This window comes from Pseudomonas sp. NFIX10, from assembly GCF_900111955.1.
Classification (GTDB): domain Bacteria; phylum Pseudomonadota; class Gammaproteobacteria; order Pseudomonadales; family Pseudomonadaceae; genus Aquipseudomonas; species Aquipseudomonas fluorescens_AA.
This window is the reverse complement of the sequence record NZ_FOKH01000004.1, coordinates 60,678-84,003: the sequence shown is the minus strand read 5'-3', so window position 1 is coordinate 84,003 and position 23,326 is coordinate 60,678. Positions and strand designations below refer to the sequence as shown.

At 62.2% G+C, this 23,326-nt stretch carries 20 protein-coding genes; 12 read left to right on the top strand and 8 right to left on the bottom strand.

Annotated elements, in window-relative coordinates; genetic code table 11:
• Positions 1–97 precede the first annotated feature (97 nt).
• On the top strand, positions 98–2,026 hold the full coding sequence (locus tag BM321_RS05190) for a hybrid sensor histidine kinase/response regulator (RefSeq protein ID WP_092441761.1): 1,929 nt from the start codon (positions 98–100) through the stop codon (positions 2,024–2,026).
• Positions 2,027–2,138: 112 nt separating this feature from the next.
• On the opposite strand, the gene BM321_RS05185 is transcribed toward BM321_RS05190, so the two are convergent.
• Positions 2,139–2,378 carry a hypothetical protein gene (locus tag BM321_RS05185; RefSeq protein WP_092326487.1) on the bottom strand — a complete coding sequence of 80 codons (240 nt, stop codon included), beginning with the start codon at positions 2,376–2,378 and terminating at the stop codon, positions 2,139–2,141.
• 151 nt (positions 2,379–2,529) lie between these two features.
• On the opposite strand from BM321_RS05185, the gene BM321_RS05180 reads away from it, so the two are divergent.
• A complete protein-coding gene (locus BM321_RS05180) occupies positions 2,530–3,066 on the top strand; it encodes a hypothetical protein (protein ID WP_092326489.1) in 537 nt (178 codons plus the stop codon).
• 12 nt (positions 3,067–3,078) lie between these two features.
• Here the strand turns inward: BM321_RS05180 and BM321_RS05175 are convergent, their stop codons facing one another.
• Complete coding sequence (locus BM321_RS05175; RefSeq protein ID WP_092441760.1) at positions 3,079–4,416, bottom strand: cation:proton antiporter; 1,338 nt, start codon at positions 4,414–4,416, stop codon at positions 3,079–3,081.
• Between the two features lie 191 nt (positions 4,417–4,607).
• On the opposite strand from BM321_RS05175, the gene BM321_RS05170 reads away from it, so the two are divergent.
• The 4 genes from BM321_RS05170 to ligD are packed head-to-tail and all read left to right on the top strand — an operon-like array spanning position 4,608 to position 10,758.
• Positions 4,608–5,993: an iron-containing redox enzyme family protein gene (locus BM321_RS05170; RefSeq protein WP_092441759.1), complete on the top strand. Its 1,386-nt coding sequence runs from the start codon at positions 4,608–4,610 to the stop codon at positions 5,991–5,993.
• A gap of 10 nt (positions 5,994–6,003) precedes the next feature.
• Positions 6,004–7,014 carry a methyltransferase gene (locus BM321_RS05165; RefSeq protein WP_092441758.1) on the top strand — a complete coding sequence of 337 codons (1,011 nt, stop codon included), beginning with the start codon at positions 6,004–6,006 and terminating at the stop codon, positions 7,012–7,014.
• On the top strand, positions 6,986–8,149 hold the full coding sequence (locus BM321_RS05160) for a carboxylate-amine ligase (RefSeq protein WP_092441757.1): 1,164 nt from the start codon (positions 6,986–6,988) through the stop codon (positions 8,147–8,149). Before BM321_RS05165 ends, BM321_RS05160 begins: the two co-directional genes overlap by 29 nt.
• Positions 8,146–10,758, top strand: a complete 2,613-nt coding sequence (gene ligD, locus BM321_RS05155; protein ID WP_092441756.1) for a DNA ligase D — start codon at positions 8,146–8,148, stop codon at positions 10,756–10,758. Before BM321_RS05160 ends, ligD begins: the two co-directional genes overlap by 4 nt.
• A gap of 197 nt (positions 10,759–10,955) precedes the next feature.
• On the opposite strand, the gene BM321_RS05150 is transcribed toward ligD, so the two are convergent.
• Entirely contained in the window at positions 10,956–11,567 is a 612-nt protein-coding gene (locus tag BM321_RS05150) for a Yip1 family protein (RefSeq protein ID WP_092441755.1), read from the bottom strand.
• 168 nt (positions 11,568–11,735) lie between these two features.
• Between BM321_RS05150 and BM321_RS05145 the strand changes: the two genes are divergently transcribed.
• From BM321_RS05145 to BM321_RS05135, 3 genes are read left to right on the top strand one after another with little or no spacing between them, the layout of a single operon-like run.
• Positions 11,736–12,236 carry a CinA family protein gene (locus BM321_RS05145; RefSeq protein WP_092441754.1) on the top strand — a complete coding sequence of 167 codons (501 nt, stop codon included), beginning with the start codon at positions 11,736–11,738 and terminating at the stop codon, positions 12,234–12,236.
• An 11-nt stretch (positions 12,237–12,247) separates the two neighbouring features.
• Positions 12,248–12,766: a hypothetical protein gene (locus tag BM321_RS05140; protein WP_092441753.1), complete on the top strand. Its 519-nt coding sequence runs from the start codon at positions 12,248–12,250 to the stop codon at positions 12,764–12,766.
• A 7-nt stretch (positions 12,767–12,773) separates the two neighbouring features.
• Entirely contained in the window at positions 12,774–13,223 is a 450-nt protein-coding gene (locus BM321_RS05135; protein ID WP_072405547.1) for a DUF421 domain-containing protein, read from the top strand.
• Between the two features lie 171 nt (positions 13,224–13,394).
• Here BM321_RS05135 and BM321_RS05130 read toward each other — a convergent pair whose 3' ends face one another.
• Entirely contained in the window at positions 13,395–14,252 is an 858-nt protein-coding gene (locus BM321_RS05130) for an SDR family oxidoreductase (protein WP_092326503.1), read from the bottom strand.
• 187 nt (positions 14,253–14,439) lie between these two features.
• Between BM321_RS05130 and BM321_RS05125 the strand changes: the two genes are divergently transcribed.
• Positions 14,440–14,844 carry a VOC family protein gene (locus BM321_RS05125; protein ID WP_092441752.1) on the top strand — a complete coding sequence of 135 codons (405 nt, stop codon included), beginning with the start codon at positions 14,440–14,442 and terminating at the stop codon, positions 14,842–14,844.
• Positions 14,845–14,904: 60 nt separating this feature from the next.
• Here the strand turns inward: BM321_RS05125 and BM321_RS05120 are convergent, their stop codons facing one another.
• A complete protein-coding gene (locus tag BM321_RS05120) occupies positions 14,905–16,053 on the bottom strand; it encodes a MalY/PatB family protein (protein ID WP_092441751.1) in 1,149 nt (382 codons plus the stop codon).
• A gap of 180 nt (positions 16,054–16,233) precedes the next feature.
• Between BM321_RS05120 and BM321_RS05115 the strand changes: the two genes are divergently transcribed.
• Positions 16,234–17,739, top strand: coding sequence for a methyl-accepting chemotaxis protein (locus BM321_RS05115; RefSeq protein WP_092441750.1), 1,506 nt, complete (start codon positions 16,234–16,236; stop codon positions 17,737–17,739).
• A gap of 207 nt (positions 17,740–17,946) precedes the next feature.
• Complete coding sequence (locus BM321_RS05110; RefSeq protein WP_092441749.1) at positions 17,947–19,014, top strand: alpha/beta fold hydrolase; 1,068 nt, start codon at positions 17,947–17,949, stop codon at positions 19,012–19,014.
• Positions 19,015–19,048: 34 nt separating this feature from the next.
• Here BM321_RS05110 and BM321_RS05105 read toward each other — a convergent pair whose 3' ends face one another.
• The 3 genes from BM321_RS05105 to BM321_RS05095 all read right to left on the bottom strand — a co-directional run bounded on the left by BM321_RS05105 (position 19,049) and on the right by BM321_RS05095 (position 23,295).
• Entirely contained in the window at positions 19,049–21,289 is a 2,241-nt protein-coding gene (locus tag BM321_RS05105; RefSeq protein ID WP_092441748.1) for a xanthine dehydrogenase family protein molybdopterin-binding subunit, read from the bottom strand.
• A 12-nt stretch (positions 21,290–21,301) separates the two neighbouring features.
• Positions 21,302–21,775: a (2Fe-2S)-binding protein gene (locus tag BM321_RS05100; RefSeq protein WP_092441747.1), complete on the bottom strand. Its 474-nt coding sequence runs from the start codon at positions 21,773–21,775 to the stop codon at positions 21,302–21,304.
• 200 nt (positions 21,776–21,975) lie between these two features.
• A complete protein-coding gene (locus BM321_RS05095; RefSeq protein WP_092326513.1) occupies positions 21,976–23,295 on the bottom strand; it encodes an OprD family porin in 1,320 nt (439 codons plus the stop codon).
• Positions 23,296–23,326 lie beyond the last annotated feature (31 nt).

Genomic DNA, 23,326 nt, shown 5'->3' with positions numbered 1-23,326 from the left:
GCAAGCTCGCTCCCACAGGGTGGAAGGCTTGAGGATTTTTCCTGGCGCCTGACTTGCTCCATAATCCGCAAAAAATCCACACGGATGCCCCGGCCAGATGCTCGAGAATGCCCCCAAGCCCCCGCTCATGAACGAAGAACAGCGCTTTCGCCTGCTCATCGACGCGGTGGTCGACTACGCCATCTACATGACCGACCCTTCGGGCATCATCACCAGTTGGAACTCCGGTGCCAGGCGTTTCAAGGGTTACGAGGAGTCCGAGATCCTCGGCCAGCATTTCTCCCGTTTCTATACCGATCAGGACCGCGCCGCCGGCCTGCCGCAACGGGCGCTGGACACGGCCCTGCATGAGGGGCGTTTCGAAGGCGAGGGCTGGCGGGTGCGCAAGGACGGCACGCTGTTCTGGTCCCATGTGGTGATCGATCCGATCATCGACAGCCAGACGGGTACCTTGCTCGGCTTCGCCAAGATCACCCGCGACCTGACCGACCGCAAGATGGCCGAGGAAACCCTCAAGCAAAGCGAGCAGCAATTTCGCCTGCTGGTGCAAAGCGTCACCGACTACGCCATCTACATGCTCGACCCGGAAGGTCAGGTCACCAACTGGAACCTGGGGGCGCAGCGGATCAAGGGGTACCTTCCGGTGGAAGCCATCGGCCGGCATTTCTCGATGTTCTACACCCCCGAAGATCGTGATGCCGGCGAGCCGCAGCGCGCGTTGAGCATCGCTGCCAGCGAAGGGCGTTTCGAGAAAAAGGGCTGGCGCATGCGCAAGGATGGCACGCGTTTCATGGCCCACGTGGTTATCGATGCGATTCGCAGCGATACCGGCACGCTGCTGGGGTTTGCCAAGATCACCCGCGACATTACCGATGCCACCCAGGCCCGGCAGGCCCTTGAACAGGCCCGCGAGGCGTTGTTTCAATCCCAGAAACTGCAAGCCATCGGTCAGCTCACCGGCGGTATCGCCCATGATTTCAATAACCTGTTGACGGTCATCCTCGGCAACCTGGAAATCGTGCGCAAGCGCATGGCCAACGAACCGAAACTCACTCAATTGCTGGACAACGCGACCCAGGGCGCGTTGCGCGGGGTTTCGCTGACCCAGCGCATGCTCGCGTTTGCCCGTCGGCAGAAATTGACCTACGAATCGGTCGAGCTGGCGGCCCTGGTACAGGGCATCAGCGGCCTGCTGCAAAGCTCCCTGGGGCCGTCGATACACATCCAGACCCGTTTCGCCGAGGCGCTGTCGCCGGTGCTGGCCGATGTCAATCAACTGGAACTGGCGATTCTCAACCTGGCGACCAATGCCCGGGACGCCATGCCCCATGGCGGCCAGATCCTCATTGCAGCCGAGGAACGGCGAGGGGCTGATGCCGGGCCGGACAAGCCGATGGCCCCCGGGCGCTACATCTGCCTGGCGATGACCGATGAAGGCGAGGGCATGGACGACGCCACGCTGGCCTCGGCCGTGGACCCGTTCTTCACCACCAAGGGCGTTGGCAAGGGCACGGGCCTGGGGCTGTCCATGGTGCATGGCCTGGCGGAACAGCTCGGTGGCCGCCTGATACTCAAAAGCCAGAAAGGCCTGGGGACCACCGCCGAATTGTGGTTGCCGGTGGCCGGCGATACGGCCCCTGGCAAAGTGGCGATCGAAGAGGCGGCGTCGCCGGTCCACGAGTTGAAAGTGCTGGTGGTCGACGATGACAGCCTGGTGTTGACCAGTACTCGCTTGTTGATCGAAGACCTGGGGCATCGAGTCCTTTGCGCCTCATCGGGGGGCCAGGCGCTGGAGCTGTACGAGCGCAACCCGGACATCGACCTGGTGATCACCGACATGGCCATGCCGCAGATGGACGGTGCGCAGTTGGCAAAACTGTTGCGCGACCGCCAACCGACCTTGCCCATCATCCTGGCCACCGGCTATGCCGAACGCCTGGAAGGATTCGCCACGCAACTGCCTCGGTTGATCAAGCCATTCAAGCAGATTGACCTGATGCAGGTGATTGGGCAGACGATGAAATAGTCAGCCTCCTGTGGCGAGGGAGCTTGCTCCCGCTGGGTCGCGAAGCGGCCCCAATGTCGCGAGCGCTTTGCACTCGAGCGGGAGCAATCTCCCTCGCCACAAGAGCAGGCGCTTATGGCGCTGATTCAGTGTTCTTCTTGAACCCACGCAAATTCATCGCACACAAGCAAAACTGCAACACGATCAATGCATACGCATGGGTATGCAGGCCCCAGACCACCCACAGAATATTGCTCGCGATGAAACAACTGAACCCCGCCACCCTGCGGCGGGGTTGGCGTGAGCCGATCAACCAGGCGGCCAGCACCGTGACGAGCATCGCCGGCCATTGCACCCATCCAAGATAATCCACACAACCGTCCTCTTGTCCTTACACAGTAGAGACCTTGGCGGTTGGGCAGCGTTTCCTCGGACTTTAATGCACCTGTGGTCCATCGGCTTGAACTTGCCGCGCGCGGGTTCTTCTAATGAGTCCGAATCATCATCGAGGCACCGCCTGCGCAATGCCCAGAATACTCACCGGGCCCACCCCGGAAGAAGAACTGACGGAACACAACGCCAAACTGTTCGGCTCGCCCAAGGAGCGACTGGACTTCTATCGCCGGGAGATCCAATACGAAACCAGCATCCTGGCCAATCGAACCGATGCTTACCTGGCCGCCCAATCCTTCCTGGTGATCGCCTTTGCCTCCTGCATGGCCAACCTGAACCCGGAGTGGGGCAAGTTGTTCACGCTGATCGTGCCGCCATTCCTGGCCTTGCTGGGATTCCTCAGTTCGCTCAATGCCTGGCCGGGCATCAAGGCGGCCTACGAAATCATCGATCACTGGCATTTCAAGCAGAGCGAACTGTTGCGCGCCGAACCCTTGATGGGGCTGGCCTACGACGAATCGCCGCTGTTCAGCGAGCGGGAGTCGACCCACAAGGGCTACCGCAAGTCGTTGCTGTTTTCGTTGCGTACCCCTTGGATCTTCGCCACGTTCTGGGTATTGCTGGGGACATATTCGGTTTATATCCAGGTGAGCAATCCAGGCGGTTGAGGCACACTTGCCTCAACTCGACCGCTTACGGCGCTCATACCATGCCAACGTAGGCTGGGTGGTGACGCCATGCACCAGAATGCTCAGGGCCACCACCGACAACGTGAGGTCGATGCACAGTTGCGCCACCGCTGGCGGCAGGTCATGGTTCAAGGCGAAGAACAGATAAAACAGGCTGCCGATCCCGCGAATGCCAAACCAGCCGATCAGCAGCCGTTGCGGTCCGTCGAGCAATCGCCGCCAGGGCACCAGCAGCACACTCAACGGGCGAATCACGAAAAACAGCAGGGCACCGATCGCCACGGCTCGCCAGTCCCAATGGCTGGCCAGCACGACCCCCAGCAGGGTCACCAGGAACACTTCCATCGACCGCTCCACCAAACTGCCGAACGCCAGCATGTCGCTCATCATCACCCCGGCGGCCAATTGACCATCGTCCAGCGTCTCGGTATCGCCCGCGACGGCCTGTTGGGGATCGACGGTTTCGTGGCCCACCACCGGTTGCACCAGGTGCTCTGCCGGTGGCGCCTCTTCATCGGTGGATTGGACCTCGGCCTGACGCAGCCCCAGGCCGGCGGCGAACACCGAGAGAAAGCCATAGCCTTGGATCCACTCGGCCACGACGTAGGCCAGGGCAATCAGCGCCAGGGCCAGGTAATCATTGGGCGACAAAGTGCTGTCGGCATTCCTGATGCGCATCGACAGGGTCAGCTTGCCGATGCCGCGGCCCATCCAGTAGCCGACCAGCAACCCGGCCGGCACGGCCCACAGGACGTTGCGCAGCAGCCATTCACCGAGAAAACCGCTGCCGTCCTCACGCAGCATCAACAGGCCCAGGATGACAAAGGGAAACGCCGTGCCGTCGTTCAGTCCCGCTTCGCCCGACAGGCCGAACCGCACCCGGTCGTCGTCCCGGGCATCGTTGACCTGCACCAACGCCGCCAGTACCGGGTCGGTGGGCGCCAGCATCGCGCCGATCAGCATCGACACGCCCCAACTCAGGCCCAGCAGAGAGTGCAACGCCAGGCACAGGCCGGCGATGCACAGGATCATCACCGGCCCGGCCAGCCCATAGGCCACGCGCCAGGTGCGGTCCTTGAGAGGCAGGCGTAACTTGAGGCCGCTGACGAACAGCGAAAACACCACCGCGACTTCCGTGAGGTGTTCCATCCAGACCGACGAGTCGCTGACGTCCAGCTTCAGCACATCCAGCCCCAGCGGCCCGATGGCGACACCCAGTACCAGGCACATCGCCGAGGTGGTGACCGGCATCCAGCGCAGATAAGAGGAGGTCAGGGCCAGGGTCAGCAATACCGCGCCGAGCACCGCTACCCATACTGTGAACGTCATCGCTGCTCCTTGGATAGCGCCTGGTGGTCTCTGCATTCGAGGCCCGGAGCGAAGCGAGGGTTCCCACCAAAGCAGCAGGTCCCCGTTTATCCGCCTGCCATTCAATCCAACGGAATTTTTCGCCGTTTCCCGCGCTCTGCAACAGAAGAGACGTTCTGATTCAGCGTCCGCCAAGAACCCAAGAGGCCCTTATGACTGCGCTGACACCCCTCCAATCCCAGCCGGCCACCGTGCACCCCGTCATCCATAAAGGACAGGTGCGCCAATGCTATGAACGGCTGCTCCAGGGCTCCGACGATGCCGACAAGCAAACCGTCGCCCAAGCGTTACTCCAGCAATGCATCGCCAAAGCCGAGGCACTCCCCCAGGAAATGCCCTCTGATCCCATGGCGCTGCAGGCCTGGGTCGAACAACAGAGCGCCGGCGTGGCCCGGCAATACGCTGACTACCTGGAGCGGCGCCAGAACGGCGGCCTACGGGAGTTCTTCAGCGGCAAGGCCCATGCCCTGTACTTCCTCCAGGCCGTGGCCCCGACCAAACGGGTGGACGGCGCCTGGCTGTATGGCGTGGTCAAGCACTGGCACGACCACCGTTTCGAAGGGTTGCTGTGCACCTACCTGGAAGAACTGGGGGACGGTCATCCCGCGCAAAATCATGTGGTGCTCTATCGCAAGTTGCTCGCCGAATACGACCTGTCGGACGCCCCGGACATCGACGACGATCTGTATCTGCAAGGCGCCGTGCAACTGGCCCTGGGCTATGCCGGCGACGAGTACCTGCCGGAGGTCATCGGCTACAACCTGGGCTACGAACAATTGCCCCTGCATCTGTTGATCAGCGCCTATGAGCTGAGCGAACTGGACATCGATCCGTACTATTTCACCCTCCACGTCACCATCGACAACGCCAGCACCGGCCACGCCCACAAGGCGGTGCAAGCGCTGCTGCAACTGATGCCGATGGAAGCGGACCGTGAGGCTTTCTGGCAGCGAGTCACGCTGGGCTATCGCCTCAATGACCTGGGGCGGGGCAGCCGGGCCATCATCGGCTCGTTCGACCTGGATCGCGAAGTGCTGGACATGCTCGAACGCAAACGCCCGTTCGGTCAGCACATGCATTCTGATTACTGCAAATTCGAAGGCAAGACCGTCAACCAGTGGCTCTCGGCGCCGGGCCAGTTGGAAGGGTTCCTGACGGCCATGCAGAACAAAGGTTGGATCAAGCGCCATGAAGACCCGCAAAACAGCCGCTTCTGGACGCTGGTCGACGGTGCAGGGGCGGCCATGTTCGGGGTGTTCAGCCCCTACGAAAAACAGCTGCTGCATGACTGGATCGCCGGTGACTGGCTGGACGAGGGCGTGAAGTCCGGTGCCCGGCGTGCTCCGGTTGCGGCTTGCGCGCCCGCGACACCGATGGACGATCCCGATGTGCAAAGCCTGCAACAGGCGCTGCAAGGCCGCACGCCGAACGAGCAGATGCAAGTCCTGATGCCCTGGCTCTGCGCCCGCTGCCACAGCCATCCGGCCGGGCTGCTGGCGACTCGCCGGTTCATCGAACTCAAATCCGCACTTCGCTAGGGAGCCCTGCATGAATGAAGAACGTCTGTCCGAGCCGGACCTTGCACTGCTGCAACTGGGCCGACGCCTGCAAGCCGACGGCTACCGTTTCATCACCCCGACCCCGTTGACCCACGAACGGGTCAACCAGCGTCCCGGCAATGAGCGCGCCAAGACCTTGCGGGACGTGTTCGGGTGGTCGCGGCCGTTTGCGCCGGGGCTGATCAGCACCGACGAACAGCGGCAATTGCAAGACGCCCAGGTGCTGGAAGCACACGACGGCTTGTTGCGTAGCCGGGTGCGCTGGTCGAGCCTGGATGGCTTGCTGTTTGCCCATTCGCAGTTTCCCACGCAAGCCAGCGATGCGGTGTTCTTCGGCCCTGACACTTATCGTTTCGCCCAACTGATCCATACTCACCTGCAACAGAACTTCACAGCTGTGCAGCGCGCCGTGGACATCGGTTGCGGCGCGGGTGTCGGGGCCATCGTGATTGCCCGTGCCCGTCGTGAAGCGCAAGTGCTGGCCGTGGACATCAACCCCCAAGCCCTGCGCCTGAGCGCCGTGAACGCCGCGCTGGCGGAGGTGGCCAACGTCGAGGTCGCCCGCAGCGACGTGTTGCAGGACGTGCCGGGCCAGTTCGACCTGATCGTCGCCAACCCGCCGTACATGGCCGACCCCTCCGAGCGCGCCTATCGCCATGGCGGCGGCACACTGGGCGCCGGGCTGTCGCTGCGCATCGTCGAGCAAGCCTTGCCCCGGCTCACACCTGGCGGCTCGCTGGTGCTCTACACCGGCGTGGCCATGGTGGATGGGCGCGATCCGTTCCTCGAAGCGCTGGGGCAGTGGCGTGACTCGGCGGATTTCGGCTGGACCTACAAGGAATTGGACCCGGACGTGTTCGGTGAAGAACTGCTCACGCCGGGTTATCAGGACGTGGAAAGGATCGCCGTGGTGGCGTTGGTTGTAACCCGCATTGGCGCAGGTCTGGGCGGGGCTATCGGAGGGACTATCGATGAACAGGCGCATGAAATTCGGCGTTGAAGAGGAGTATTTCATCACGGACCTGAACACCCGGTGCATGCCGGGTGCCCCCCCTGCGGAGGCTGTCGCAGCGTACCAGGCTGAACTGGGCAAGCATTTCGCCCATGAGATGTTCCAATGCCAGGTGGAAATGGCCTCGCCCATCTTTCGCAGCCTGCCCGAGGCTGCCGACTACCTGAACCAAGTGCGTACGGGCCTGAACCAGCGCCTGGCGCCCTATGGCCTGGGCCTGCTCAGTGCCGGTTCACATCCGATGGCCACCCAGGTGCTGCAACCCACCGACGAGCTGCACTTCCAGCAACTGTTCGATGATTATCAGCGGGTGGCGCGGCGCAGCGTGCTGTCGGGTCTGCATGTACACGTGGAAGTCCCGGCCACGCAGGATCGAGTGCGGATCATGAATGAGGTCTTGCCGTGGTTGCCGATGTTCCTCGCCCTGAGTGCGTCATCGCCGTTCTGGAACGGTGGCTACAGTGGCTTCAGCAGCTATCGACAAGTGGCCTGCGATGAATGGCCGCGCATGGGGGTGCCGGAGTATTTCGAAGATGAATCGGCGTTCGGTGGCTACGTCGACATGCTCATGCGCACCGGGTCCATTCGCCAGGCCAGCGATTGCTGGTGGGTGATACGGCCTTCCTCACGTTATCCCACGTTGGAGCTGCGCATTTGCGATGCCTGCCCTCGGGCGGACGACGTCCTTTGTCTGGTCTCGCTGTTTCGCCTGATGGTGGCTCACGCCGTGACGCAGCGCCGGCCCGGTGCCCGCTACAGCCAGATGTCCCAGTGGATCCTCAAGGAAAACCGCTGGCGGGCCAAGCGCCACGGGATTCTTGCGGAGTTCATCGTCGAGGGCCAGGAACAGCCGATGCTGATCGGTGAGTGGCTGACCCTGGCAGAGCAGACTTTCGGTGAAACCGCGGCCGAGCTGGGCGTCCAGGATGTGTTCAAGCAGGCCCGCCGGATCGTCCAGGAAGGCACCAGCGCTGATCGGCAACTCGTGCTCTACGAACAAGGTCTGCTGCTGGGCGATTCGGTTGAACAGGCCTTGAGCCGGGTGGTCGATCAGTTGCTCGCGGAAACCGCTGGAATGCCGGTAGCCGACCCAGCCTTGCAACAGGTGGCAGGTGGTCCATGAGCAGCAAGACCCTGGATGACTACAACCGCATGCGAGATTTCGCCGCCACACCGGAGCCGGCGGCGAAACGTTCGCGCAAGTCGGCAAAAACCGCCCACGCCTTGCAGTTCTGCATTCAAAAGCACGATGCCTCGCGGCTGCATTACGACTTCCGGCTGGAGCTGGACGGTGCGCTCAAGAGCTGGGCGGTGCCCAAGGGGCCCTCCCTGGACCCCAAAGTCAAGCGCCTGGCCGTGCATGTCGAAGATCATCCACTGGATTACGCCACGTTCGAGGGCAACATCCCTGAAGGCCACTACGGTGCCGGTGACGTGATCGTCTGGGACCGGGGCGTCTGGATTCCCCAGGGGGATCCCCATGAGGCCTACGAAAAAGGCCGGCTCAAGTTCGAGCTGCAAGGGGAAAAGCTCAGCGGCCTGTGGAACCTGGTACGCACCCATATGCCCGGCAAGCAGGAGCAGTGGTTCCTGATCAAGCATCGAGACCAGGCCGCCCGCCCCGAAAGCGAATACGACGTGGTCCAGGCCGAGCCGGACAGCGTGCTCAGCGATCGCACCCTCGTACCCAAGCGTCGAGGCAAGGCTGCCGCCAAAGCGGTGAAACAACCGGAAAAAGCCGCGCGGCCGAAATCGCCGAAACGCGCCTCGAAAGGCACCCTCAGCGGTGCGGTCGCCGGGCCGCTGCCAGAAACCCTCAAGCCGGAACTGGCGACGCTGGTGGAAAGTGCGCCCGACGGCGAATGGCTCTATGAGATCAAGTTCGACGGTTACCGAGTCATGACGCGAATCGAAAACGGCGACGTCAGGCTGCTCACCCGCAACGGCCATGACTGGACCCACAAATTGCCAAGACAGGCCGAGGCCTTGGCCGCGCTGGGGTTGGAATCGGCCTGGCTCGACGGCGAGATGGTGGTCGCCAACGAGCAGGGAGTGCCGGACTTCCAGGCTTTGCAAAATGCCTTCGAGGCCGGCAGTAGCGGCAAGATCGCCTATTACCTGTTCGACGTGCCTTATCTCAATGGCATGGATTTGCGCAACGTGCCGGTGCAAGAACGCCGGGCCGCCTTGGCCGCCGTGCTGGAGCCCAACGAAAGCCCCTTGCTGCGCTTTTCCGATGCCTTCGAAGAAACCCCAGACGCGCTGCTCAACAGCGCCTGCCAGATGCAGATGGAAGGGCTGATCGGCAAGCGCGTTGGCAGCGCCTATGTGTCCAGGCGCAGCAACGACTGGATCAAGCTCAAATGCAAGAATCGCCAGGAGTTCGTGGTGGTGGGCTTCAGCGATCCGAAAGGCGCCCGCAGTGCCTTCGGTGCCTTGCTGCTGGGGCTGCATGATGCCGACAGCGGCCAGTTGCGCTACGCCGGTAAGGTCGGCACCGGGTTCAACGAAACCACCCTTAAAAGCATCTACCAGCAATTGCTGCCCCTGGAGACGAAAAAGGCCGCCGTGGCGAATCCGCCCACCGGCTACGAAGCCAAGGGCGTGCACTGGCTCGAACCGACGCTGTTGGCCGAAGTGGCCTTTGCCGAAATGACCAAGGAAGGCTCGGTGCGCCATGCGGTCTTCCATGGCTTGCGCAACGACAAGCCGGCCAAGGACATCACTCAGGAGCTTGCCAAACCCGTGAAAAAAACCACTGCGGCGAAAAAAACCAGCACCCAGGATGAACCCGACGCGAAACCGCACAAGGCAAAGACCAGGACAAAAGCCAAGGCCCCGGCCATGGACGGCAAGGTCCGCATCACTCACCCGGAGCGGGTCATCGACGCCAGCAGTGGCACCACCAAGTTGCAGTTGGCCGAGTATTACGCCAGCGTTGCCGAATTCATCCTGCCGGAACTGGAAGACCGCCCGGTCGCCTTGGTCCGGGCGCCGGATGGCATCGCCGGTGAGCTGTTCTTCCAGAAAAACCCCGAGCGCCTGGCGATTCCCGGTATCACCAGCCTGGACAAGGAACTGACCGGACAGCCAGTGATGATCATCAACAACGCCGAGGCGCTGATCGGCGCGGTGCAGATGAGCACGGTGGAACTGCACACCTGGAATGCCACGTCTGTCGATCTGGACAAGCCCGACCGCTTCGTCCTCGACCTCGACCCGGACCCGGCGCTGCCCTGGAAAAGCATGGTCGAGGCGACGCAGCTCACCTTGTCGGTGCTCGATGAACTAGGACTCAAGGCATTCCTCAAGACCAGCGGCGGCAAGGGCATTCATGTGGTGGTGCCATTGACGCGCAAACTGGGCTGGGACGAGGTCAAGGGCTTCAGTCATGCGATTGTCAGTCACATGGCCAAGCTGCTGCCGGACCGTTTTTCGGCGGTGTCCGGGCCGAAGAACCGGGTAGGGCGGATCTTCATCGATTACCTGCGCAATGGGCTGGGCTCCACGACCATCTGTGCCTACGCCGCCCGGACCCGGGAGGGGTTGCCGGTGTCGGTGCCGATATTTCGTGAGGAGGTGGCTGAGCTCAAGGGGGCGAACCTATGGAATGTGCACAATGTTCATGAGCGTCTGGCGGAGGTGGGTCACGAGCCTTGGGCTGGGCTGAAGAAGACTCGGCAGAGCATTACGGCTGAGATGCGCAGGCGTATCGGCATGAAGAAAGTCTGAGGCATAGCGGCTATTCGGATGTTCAGAAGTCACAAATGCTCTATACGACGCGGTCCCCTGTGGGAGCGAGCTTGCTCGCGAAGAGGCCAGCAAGCCCAAGATCCATGTGACTGAACCACCGCCATCGCGAGCAAGCTCGCTCCCACAGGATGAACCTGATCATCTCAAGCCCCTGTCATCGGTAATCTGAAATGCGTTCAGCCCACCGGGACACGCAAATATTCCGGCTGCAGGTAGTTGAACCAGAGCAGGATCATTTCCACCAGGATCGTCACCAGGACCAGCAGGCCCACGCCCCAGACACTTGCCGAATACAGCAGGCCCTGTTCCTTCTTGAGGCCCATGAACTTGGGTAGCCCGACGAACAGCAGGAATGTCGAGTAGGCCGACGCCAGCAACAGCACCGCCACGGCCAGCCAGCGGCTCGGGTAAAGCCCGAAGATTCCGGCCAGGAAATACGGCGTTGCGGTATAGGCGGCGAAACCGATGCATTGGTTGACCGTCGGGCGCGCTTCGAAAGTGCGGGACATCCAGCGGATGAACAGCCCCATCAACGTGACGCCGACGACGCTGGTCAGGTACAGCAGCACGCACAGTTGAAGGGCGCTGGCACTGCTGAGCCGTACTGTTTCGTTTTCGGCCAGGCTCCATCCGGTCCAGGTGGTGCCGATGAACAGGCATACCGCGGGAATCAGCGCGAGCAACAGCAAATGAGCCAGGTAATGGCGTGGATGTGCCTGTTCTTGCTCGCGTATGTCGGCCCAGGCGAATTCGGGCTGCGTGAACAGTTTGACGAAAGGTGCGGACATGACGACCTCCTGATCAGGACGGCCTCTGCATGAGGCCCTTATTGGGTTTGAGGCACAAAAAAACACCCGGGTTTCATTTATTTGCTGGTCCTGGCCGACGGGGCGATAAAGGGAATGAAACACAACGGCAGGGGTCAACACATCAGCATCCCTGAAGGACCGTCTGCCATGACTGTTGCTCAAATCCTGGTTGATTACCTGCGCGATCATGACCTGCGCCTGACCACGGCCGAATCCTGTACCGCCGGACAGATCGTCACATTGCTGGCCGAGGTGCCCGGCAGTGGGTCACTGATCGAAAGCGGTTATGTGGTGTATTCCCCGGAGGCCAAGCAGCGCTTGCTCGGTGTCAGCCCACGCACCATCGAGACGTTCAATCTCACCAGCCGCGAAGTCGCCGAGGAGATGGCCCTCGGTGCCTTGCACGATGCCAATGCCAACGCGGCGGTGGCCACCACCGGTCTGCTCGGGCCAGACGACAAGGATGGAATACCCGCCGGCACTGTCTGCTTTGCCTGGGCGTTCGATGTGAACGGTCAGCGAGCGCTGTTCAGTCGTTGCGTGCGGTTCTTCGGCAGTCGCGGTCAGGTGCAATTGCAGGCCGCCGAATACGTGTTGCAACAACTGCCCGGCTTTCACCAGCGCGCCGTGGCCGGCGAGCGGCGATAGGGGGCGGGGCCATGAGCGATCCATACGAGCAGGACGACCACCGGAGCCGCCAGTTTCCGGTACGCGAAGACATGGCGTTCCAGCATAAGGTCTGGCGTTTCGAACGAGTCGGCTGGTACGTGTTGGTGTTGTTGGTGGTCCTGGCCTTGCTGGGGCTGTTTTCCCGTGGCCCGCTGAGCAACCGGGAGCTGCACAGCGACGACGGCAACCTTGGCGTCGAGTACCAGGCTTTCCACCGCAACGGCTCCAGCAACGCCTTGGTCATCCGTCTCAAGGGCCAGCCCAACGCCGTGTTGGAAGTCGAGTTGGGTGGCGATTGGCTGGAGGGTTTCGAGGTGCAAGCGTTGCAACCTGCACCGATGCGCTCGGCGGGCGCGGGGCAGGGCATGACCCTCTGGGTACAAGCCGATGAACGAGGCCAGGCCAGCCTGCACCTGTCATTGCTTGGCGATGGCTTCGGGACCTATCACTGCCGCATCGCAACCCCCCGCGGTGCCTCGGTGAGTTTCAATCAGTTCATTTTTCCTTAGGTGACCTATGGATTCGGTGCTGCGAGCTGCCGTGATGTACGCGGCGTTGATGGTGTTGTTCAAAATCGCCGGGCGACGTTCGCTGGCAGAACTCACCACCTTTGACTTCGTGTTGTTGATGATCATCGGCGAGGCCACTCAACAGGCGCTGTTGGGGGATGATTTCTCGATGACCAACGCGCTGATGGTCATCGTGACGCTGATTGCCATCGATGTCGGCTTCTCATTGCTCAAGCTGCGCTCCCAATGGGTGTCGCGCCTGATCGACGGTGGCCCGACCATCATCGTCGAGGACGGACGAATTCTGCGCGGCCGGATGCGTCATGCGCGGCTGGTGGAGGCGGACATCATGGAAGCGGCACGCTCCAGCCAGGGCATCGAGACCCTGGAACAGATCAAGTTTGCGATCATCGAGCGCAACGGGAAGATCTCGGTGATTGCCAAGGAGCCGTCCTGAGCACTGCCGCCGATACCTTGTGTCAAGGGCACTGCTGTTACCGATCGACTGGCTGGGCACAGTCCACTGTGGGAGCGAGCTTGCTCGCGATAGGGGCAGCCCAGGCAGCATCAATGGTGACTGGTTCACCGCTATCGCGAGCAAGCTCGCTCCCACAGGTAAATGCCATGCCTAAAGCATCGGCTTGCCCCCGGTAACCCCATAACGGGCCCCGGAGATGTAGCTGCCTTCGTCCGAGGCCAGCAGCACATAGATCGGCGCCACTTCAACCGGCTGGCCAGGGCGGCCAAGGGGGGTCTGGGAACCGAAATTCTGCACTTCTTCCTCGGGCATGGTCGCCACGATCAGCGGCGTCCAGATCGGTCCCGGCGCCACGCTGTTCACGCGGATGCCCTTGGGCCCGAGCATCTGCGCCAGGCCACCGGTAAAGTTGGCGATGGCGCCTTTGGTGGTGGCATAGGCCAGCAACGTCGGCTTGGGCATGTCGGAATTGACCGAGCTGGTATTGATGATCGAGCCACCAGGCTTCATGTGCGGCACGGCGGCCTGGCAGATCCTGAACATCGCCGTGATGTTGATATCGAAGGTGCGCACCCATTCTTCGTCGGGAATGTCCTCCAGGTTTTCGTGGGTCATCTGGAACGCGGCGTTGTTGACCAGGACGTCGATACGGCCGAAGCGGGCGACGGTTTCATCGACGATCTTGCGGCACAGGCCTTTGTCCGCCAGGTCACCGGGCAACAACAGGCACTGGCGTCCGGCCTGCTCGACCCAGCGTGCGGTTTCTTTGGCGTCTTCATGCTCGTCCAGGTAGGCAATCGCCACATCCGCACCTTCACGGGCGAAGGCTATGGCGACGGCGCGACCGATGCCGCTGTCGGCGCCGGTGATCAGGGCGATCTTGTTCGCCAATCGTCCGGAGCCGGTGTAGCTCTGTTCGCCGCAGTCCGGGTAAGGGTCCATTTTGCGCTGGGTGCCGGGCACCGGCTGGCTTTGTTTAGGGAAAGGCGGGAAAGGGTAGTCGACCATCGTCGTTCTCCAGGTGGGTTGCGATGGAGGGTGGACTTTGGATTTTCGGGCAGAGTTCGGTCGAATTGTCCGGCCAGTCGATAAGCGTGACAAGCAGCGTTTCGTCGGCGAATAGAGAAGCCTGGCGAACATTGGACGAGCCTGTATTCTCCAATGTCAGTACAGGAGTCGTTTAAGGAGCAGGGCAATGTTCAGCCACATACAGATCGGCGCGCGCGACCTGCCGACAATGGTCGCTTTTTATGATGCAGTCCTCGGCTGCCTGGGGCTGGAGCGCATCGAGGGCGAAAGCGATTCGGGCCCGCCGGGAGAAGGCTGGCGTCAGCCCGGCAAGCATTGGCCGCAGGTGTTTGTCCAGTTGCCTTTCAATGGCCTGCCCGCGACCTGGGGCAATGGCATGCAAGTGAGCTTCGCCGCCGACTCCCCGCAAACCGTCCGCGCTGCCTGGGAGCAGGCGATGGCCATGGGCGGTACCGATGAAGGTCCACCGGGTCCGAGGCCGCAGTATTGCGAAGGTTATTTCGGTGCGTATTGCCGCGACCCGGAGGGGAACAAGCTGTGCTTTGTCCATGCGCCGGATATGCATGAATAAAGCTCAAACCCTTGTGGCAAGGGGCTTGCTCCTTCACCACAAGGGGCATTGGCAGTTGAATCAGCCCCTGGCTTTCAGGCTGCGCTCCATCCGCGCGATGCCTTCCTCCAGCAACGCCCGCGGGCAGCCGAAGTTCAGGCGCACGAACTGCCCGGCATCGTCAGCAAAATCCAGCCCGGCACTCAGCCCGACCTTGGCTTCTTTCAAGAAGAACCCTTGTGGGTTATCCAGCCCCAGCCCGGAGCAATCCAGCCAGGCCAGGTAAGTGCCCTGGGGTACGGTCATGGTGATGCCCGGCAGACGGGTGCTCACCGCCTCGACCAGGTAATCGCGGTTGGCTTGCAGATAGGCTTTCAAGGCCTCCAGCCATGGGCCGGCTTCGCTGTAGGCCGCGCGGGTCGCTTCCAGGCCCAGGGCATTGACGCTGTCGACCATGCCGGCCCGCGCGTTGTTGACCCGCTCGCGCAGCTTGGCGTTCTGGATAATGGCGAACGATGTTTTCAGCCCGGCGATGTTGTAGGCCTTGCTGGCGGACATCAGGGTGATGGTGCGCTCGGCAATTTCCGGGCTGAGGGAGGCGGTCGGAATGTGCACCCGGCCGTCGAAGCACAATTCGGCATGGATTTCGTCGGAGATGATCCAGGCGTCCTGCGCCAGGCAAATGTCCGCCACGGCCTTGAGTTCTTCGCGGCCAAACACCTTGCCCAGCGGGTTGTGGGGGTTGCTCAGCAACAGGGCGCCGCCGCCCTGCAACGCTTCGCGCAACGCGGCCAACGGCGTGTGGAATTCACCCTTGACCGGGGTGAACGGCAATTCCACTTTGTTCAACTGCCAGTGACCGGGGGCGTGGCGCAGCGGAGGGTAGTTGGGCACCTGCACCACGACATTCTGTCGGGGGGCCACCAGGGCATGCAGTGCCATGTTGAAACCCGGCTCGACGCCAGGCAGGAACACGATCTGCTGAGGTTCGACGCGCCAGGCGTACTTGCTCCTCAGGTCCGCCACGATGGCCGCGCGCAGATTGTCCTGGGCGACGCTGTAGCCCAGCATCGGATGTTCGAGGCGCTTGTGCAGCGCGTCGATGACCACCGGTGGGGCGGGGAAGTCCATGTCGGCCACCCACATTGGCAACACATCGGCCGGGTAACGGCTCCATTTGGTACTGCCGGTGCCGTGGCGCTCCAATACGGTGTCGAAATCGAAAGTCATGGGGATTCCATCAGTCAGTCATGAGATGGCGGACATCATAAAGCAAAGGCCGCTGAGAAAAGCTTGGTGGCGCTGTGCTACTAATTGATGATAATCAGTTAAAGTTTCGTCTCGAAACGCCGCTAAGCCATTAGCGGTATTCGGCAACGGACCTCCAAGTCTCTGAAAAGGACGACCCCCATGACATCGCCCGTGCGCTTTAACGATCACCACCGTAAAGCCGACCGCATCATGCTGGGGCTGCTTTGGCTCACGCTACTGTATTCCCTGGGCCTGGCATTCCTGCACTCGACGTTCACCCAGGCGCTGCTGGTGGGGGCGACAACCTGCGTGGCAAGCACCGCGCTTTATCGCGTCCTGGCTGGCACTCGGGTCATGCGCTGCGTCATCGCCGTGGCGCTGATGATCATGGCGGCATTGCACATCAACCAGACCCACGGCGTGATCGAATTCCACTTCGGGATCTTCGTGCTGCTGGCCGTGTTGACGTTCTACCGTGACTGGCTGCCGATTGTCGTTGCCGCCGCCACCATCGCGGTTCATCACCTTGGTTTTCACTGGCTTCAACACCAGGGTTATCCGGTATTCGTCATGGACACCCACGGTGGCTGGTCGATGATCTTTCTTCACGCGTTCTACGTGGTGGTGGAAAGCGTGATCCTGATTTACCTGGCGAACCAGAGCCTGGCCGACGCCACGGAAAACCAGGAGGTGCTCGACAAGGTACTGGCGGCGGCCGCGCAGTTGAGCAACGACGCCGACAGGCAGCGCAGCGACGGCGTCAAGGTCTCTTCGAGTGAGCGTTTCGATCATTTCCTCCAGCAGGTCACCCAATTGGTGGACGGCGTGGTGCGCGACACCCGCAATCTGTCGGACTTGGGCCAGGACCTGTCCCAGGTTGGCCAGACCCTGGAAACCGGCGCCCGTCACCAACTCGACGAAGTGGCCCAGATGAGTGGTGCGATCAGCCATCTGGTCGAGGCCATGGAGAACATCGCCGGCCATGTCGACCAGACCCTGCAGCGCGCCGGCCAGGCCAACGAGCAGGTCAACCGCGGGCGCAGCACGGTTGACCAGACCCGGGAAGAGATTGTCGAGCTGGCAGGGCGCATCAACCTGACCAACGAAACCGTGCAGGTCCTGGCCGACCAGGCACAGCAGATCGGTCAGGTGCTGGATGTAATCAACGGCATTGCCGAGCAGACCAACCTGCTGGCCCTCAACGCCGCCATCGAGGCGGCCCGGGCTGGTGAGCAAGGCCGAGGGTTCGCGGTAGTGGCTGACGAGGTCCGCACCCTGTCACAAAAGACCTCGACGTCCACCACCGAGATCCAGCAGATCATCGCCAAGCTGCAGCAAGGCAGCCGCCAGGCCGCCGCCGCGATGCAAGACAGCCGCGATGGGGTGGAGCGCTGCGTGTCCGCCAGCCAACAGGCTTCGCAACTGTTGCACGCCGTCGTCGAGGACATCGCCGTGATCAATCATTTCAACGACCTGATCGCCAGCACCACCCAGGAACAATCCAAGGCGTCGATGGGCATCAACCAGCGTCTGCAAAGCGTGCAGGCCGTGGCTGAGCGCAACGCCGACAACATCGGCATCCTGACCCGCAGCAGCCAATGCTTGCCACCGTTGGCGGAGCGGTTGGCGGTGTTGGGGCAGGCGTTTCATGGGAAGCCACTTTAAGCGACTGGCCGGCCCCTCGATCGAAACCCGCAGCAAGCGCGTAACACGCATGTATCTCTGTGTACCCAGGGACATGGCCGATACGTGCCGTTGCATTCAAGCCCGTCGCTGACACATCCGCGATACCTGGCCAACGTCAAATGGGGCCCATCGAGACAGCCCAAGCCGTCTCACCGGCTCACCCACGTCGTTCGCAAGGAGCTTCACATGGATATAAACCCTACCTCCGCTTCCCGGCATCGCCGCCGGCTCGCGCCAACCCTTCTGGCGTTGGCAATGATGCAGCTTGGCGCCTTGGGACTGACCTCATCCCAGGCAAGCGCGGCCGATGTGCCGGCGAGCACTGTCGGCGCGATTACCCCCGGCAGCCACACGTCGTTCGGCCCGCTCAAGCATGTCAAGGCCGGGCTGCTGGACGTTGCCTATGCCGAGGTCGGGCCCGCCGATGGGCCGGTGGTGATCCTGTTGCACGGTTGGCCCTACGACATCCATAGCTATGCGGATGTGGCGCCGGCGCTGGCAGAGAAGGGCTATCGTGTGTTGATTCCCTACGCCCGCGGTTATGGCGATACACGCTTCCTGTCTGCCAAGACCCTGCGCAACGGCCAGCCTTCCGCACTGGCAAGCGATCTCATCGATTTCATGGACGCGCTGAACATCAGGCAGGCGGTGCTGGGCGGTTATGACTGGGGCGCACGCACCGCTGACATTGTCGCGGCCCTTTGGCCGGAGCGGGTGAAGGCGCTGGTGGCGGTCAGTGGCTACCTGATCGGCAGCCAGGAGGCCGGCAAGGCGCCGTTGCCGCCGGCCGCGGAGTTGCAGTGGTGGTATCAGTTCTACTTTGCGACAGAGCGTGGCCGCCTGGGCTACGAGAAAAACACCCACGACTTCGCCAAGCTGATCTGGAAGCTGGCGTCGCCGAAGTGGAACTTCGATGACGCAACGTACGACCGAAGCGCCGTCGCCTTGCAGAACCCCGATCATGTCGCGGTTTCAATCTTCAACTATCGCTGGCGCCTGGGCCTGGTCAAGGGCGAAGCCAAGTACGACAGGCTGGAAAAGAAACTGGCAACATTCCCGTCGATCGGCGTACCGACCATCACCCTGGAAGGCGACGCCAACGGCGCTCCCCATCCGCCCGCTGAAGCCTATGCCAAGCGCTTCACCGGCAAATATGAGCATCGCCTGATCGACGGCGGCATCGGTCACAACCTGCCGCAAGAGGCGCCGCAGGCGTTCGCCCAGGCTGTGATCGATGCTGATCATCTGCGTTAACGGCGCAAACCGAAGCAGGTGAAACCGTTGCCGGTCATGCCAACTTGAACGGCAATTCACGCAACGGTTTGCCCGTCAGGCTCGCCACGGCGTTGGCAAACGCCGGGGCCAGCGCTGGCAGGCCGGGTTCGCCCATTCCCGTGGGCGGCTCGGCGCTGGGCACGATGTGGACGGCGAATTCCGGCATGTCGGTAATGCGCGGCACGCTGAAGTCAGCAAAATTGCTCTGCTGCACGACGCCGTCTTTCAGGGTGATGGCGCCACCGGGCAGGCACATCGACAAGCCCATCAGCGCCGCGCCCTGGACCTGGGCCTCGACACTGCGTGGGTTGACGGCCAGGTTGCAGTGCACGCCAGCGGTCACGTTGTGCAGCACCGGACGGCCATCCTGCACCGAGGCCTCGACCACATAAGCCACCACCGAACTGAACGACTCGTGGACCGCCACGCCCCAGGCACGGCCCGCCGGTAGCTGGCGCTTGCCGTACTCGCTCTTGTCCACGGCCAATTGCAGCGCCGCGCGATGGCGTGGGCTCTGGTCGCCAAACAACTTCATCCGGTAGGCCACCGGATCCTGTCTGGTGGTGCGGGCGATCTCGTCGATCAGTGTTTCCATCACAAAAGCCGTATGGGTGGAACCGACGCTGCGCCACCACAGTACCGGGACGTTGAGTTTCGGGTGATGCACCGTCAGGCGCATGGGCAGCGGATACGGGTTGCGCAGGCCCTCGGTAGCGGTCGGGTCAATGCCATTTTTCACCCGCCCGCCAAACACGGTGCCGGTGATGATCGATTGGCCAACCAAGGCGTGGTCCCAGGCGAGAACCTTGCCAGTGTCATCAAAACCGATGCGCGCACGGTGCAGGTGCATGGGGCGGTAGTAGCCGCCCTTGATGTCGTCTTCCCGGCTCCAGAGTGTGCGGATAGGCGCATCGACCCCGGCGGTGCGGGCGGCCTTGGCCACTTCGCAAGCCAGTACCACGAAATCGTTGGTGGGTACGCCGCGCCGGCCAAAACCTCCGCCAGCGGTTTGCACGTTCACCTGGATCTGCTCGGGCTTGAGGTCCAGCACCTTGGCGGCGGCGGCCGCATCGCCGCCGGGAAATTGCGTGCCGACCCACAACTGAGCGCCGTTGCCGGCAAGCTGCACGGTGCAATTGAGCGGTTCCATGGGGGCATGGGCGAGGTAGGGGAACACAAACTCGGCGTCCAGTTGATGCGGCGCGCTGGCAAGCGGCGTCATGTCGGCATCGAAGTGCAACGGGCCGGGCTGGCTGGCCAGCTCGCGGTATTGAGCCAATTGTTTTTCGCTGTCCACCTTTTCCACGGCGGACGCGTTCCATTCCACCTTCAGCGCATCCCGTGCCAGCTTCGCCTGCCAGTAGCTGTCGGCGACCACCGCGACACCTTCGGCGCCGCCATCCAGCGGTACGCGCAACACGGCCTTCACGCCTTTGGTGGCTCGCGCCGCGCTGTCGTCCAGAGCAGCGATTCTGGCGCCGAACACCGGTGGGCGGGCGACGACCGCCGTGAGTTGCCCCGGCAGGTGCATGTCGATGCCGAAATCCTGCTGGCCGCTGCTCTTGGCCTTGGCGTCGATGCGGGTGGTGGCCTGGCCGATGATGCGGAAATCCTTGGGATCCTTGAGGGTGATCTGCTCGGGTACAGGCATCGCCATCGCGGCTTGCGCCAGTTCGCCGTAGCTCGCTTTACGGCCCTCCGGGCCGAGCACCATGCCGGCCTGGGTGGTCAGGCTCGCCACGTCCACGTTCCAGCGCGCGGCGGCCGCACCCAGCAGCATGGCGCGCGCACGGGCGCCAAGTTCGCGGTACTGGGTGTAGCTGTTCTTGATTGTGTTGGAACCACCCGTGAGGTGGATACCGAACGCCGGGTCCATGTAGGCCGCGTCGTTGCTGCCGTTGCGACTGCGCACCAGGCTCCAGTCGGCATCCAGTTCTTCGGCGAGAATCATGGGCAGGCCGGTCTGCACGCCCTGGCCGAATTCCAACCGATTGATGGTGACTGTGACCTCGCCATTGGGCGCGATCTGCACGAATGCGGAGGGTTGCTGGGTCGGTTTGAGCGGCGCTGCGACGGCGCCATTGGCTTCCTGCGCCAGGGCCAGGTGTGGAAACGCCCCCAAGGCCAGCCCGCCGATGCCGACGATCTTGAGGAAGCTGCGCCGGGGCAGGGCAGCGGGGCCGTCATCCTCGCCGCGTTCAAGCATATGTTGCAAGGCGCGGGGGAGCTCGTTTGGGAAGATTTCGTTCAGCATGGTCAGCTCCGATCAGGCAATGGCTTTGGCGGCATCAGCCACCGCGACGCGGATTCGGGCGTAGGTGCCACAACGGCAGATATTGCCGGCCATGGCCGAATCGATCTCGGCCGCCGTAGGCTGCTTGCCCTTGGGCTGGGCCTTGAGAAAAGCCGTTGCGCTCATGATCTGGCCACTCTGGCAGTAGCCGCATTGCGCCACGTCGTGTTTGACCCACGCCTCGTGCACGGCGCTGCCGACCGGATCGCTGCCGTTGGTTGCCGCTTCGATGGTGGTGATCTTCTTGCCTTCGGCGGCGGCGATAGGGGTCACGCAGGAACGAATGGCCTGGCCATCCAGGTGCACGGTGCAGGCGCCACACAGCGCCGCGCCGCAGCCGAACTTGGTGCCGGTCATGCCCAGCGTGTCGCGCAGGGTCCAGAGGATAGGGGTGCCAGGGTCGACGTCGACCGTGTATTCACGGCCGTTAATGTTCAGGGCGCTCATAGGGGGACCAGCTCCAGATGGTTTGGCTCTGGTTAACTATAGGAAGGAATAGTCGGGGGGGCTTGCACGATCCGGGCTGATTATTGCCTGATCATGCGAATCAGCGTGCCCCCGCGAAGGTGCACGCTGTTGTGTCGGCGCAACAGGGCGGGGGAAAGGAGCCGCGGTGGGCGTGCTTCCGGCTCCTTCCTCCCGCACGATTACATCAACGGAATGCTGTAGCTCACAAACAGGCGATTCTGATCCTGGTCGCGGGCAATATCGCTTCGCGACATCCCGTTGCGCCAGCCGAAGCCGACATTCTTCAACGCGCCGCTCTGGATCACATAGTCCAGGGAGATATCACGCTCCCATTCACTGGCGTCCCGGCCGCTGGCCGTCTGGATGTTATCGCCCTTGAGGTACATCACCGAGGCCTTCAAGCCTGGAACGCCAAGTGCTGCGAAGTCATAGGCATATTGAGCAAATGCAGTGCGCTCGCCGGCCTGGATGAACGTCTGGATGGTACGGTCGGTGTAGAGATAAAGACTCGCGCCGCCTTCACCTTTGCCCACCAGGCCGCCCTGGTTCAGTTGCGTAAAGTTGCTGTCTTCGGAAACACGCTGGTAACCCGCGGTAATGGCGTGGCCGCCCAACGAATAAATGAACGCTGCGCTCCAGGTATCGTTGTCGATTTCGCCACTGCCGTCCTTGGTAAAGCCGCCGAGTTTGTAACCACTGGCGCGACCGGCGGCGCTGCTGTTCTTGCCATCGGACGTGGTCTTGAAGTAACGCAGGTCGGTTTTCAACGAACCGTATTCACCCAATGGTAAGACATGCAGCAAACCGGCGAAGTGCTGTTGATAGTAGTCTTCGAGATTGGCGTAGTAATACTGCGCGGTCAGATCCTTGGTCAGTTTGTAATCGCCACCGGCAAAGGTGAATTTATTGCTTTCCTGGGTGCCGCCGGCAACGGCCAGGCCGGCACTGTCGCTGGACGCACGCCCTGTGGCGTGCTCCAACTGGCCAGCGGTGAAGGTCAGGTTGTCGATTTCATTGCTGGTGACTTGCCCCCCCTCGAACGTTTGAGGCAACAAACGGCCATCGTTGGAGACCAGGATCGGCAATTTCGGCTGTAAGGTGCCGTACCGCAGCTCGGTCTTGGAGACGCGCATCTTCGCCGTGGCACCGAGACGGGCCCATTGGTCCGCCGCCTTGTCCCCGTCATTGGGAAACATCGAGCCACCGACATGACGGCCCGCGCCACTGTCGAGCTTCAGGCCCAGCAACCCGATAGCATCCAGGCCGAACCCCACGGTGCCGTCGGTAAACCCCGATTGATAATTGAGCATGAAGGCCTGGCCCCATTCTTCGGTCTTCGAAGGCGCGGCGGCTCCATCACGGTTATCGTTGTTGAAGTAGAAGTTGCGCAAGTTCAAGTTGGCTTTGCTGTCGCTGATAAAATCAGCCGACGCCAACGGACTCAGGACCAGACTCACACCGCCAGTTAAAAAACTCAGTGTTTGCAATAGGGCTTTCATCAGGACGAACTCCACCGCGGAATCACTGTTC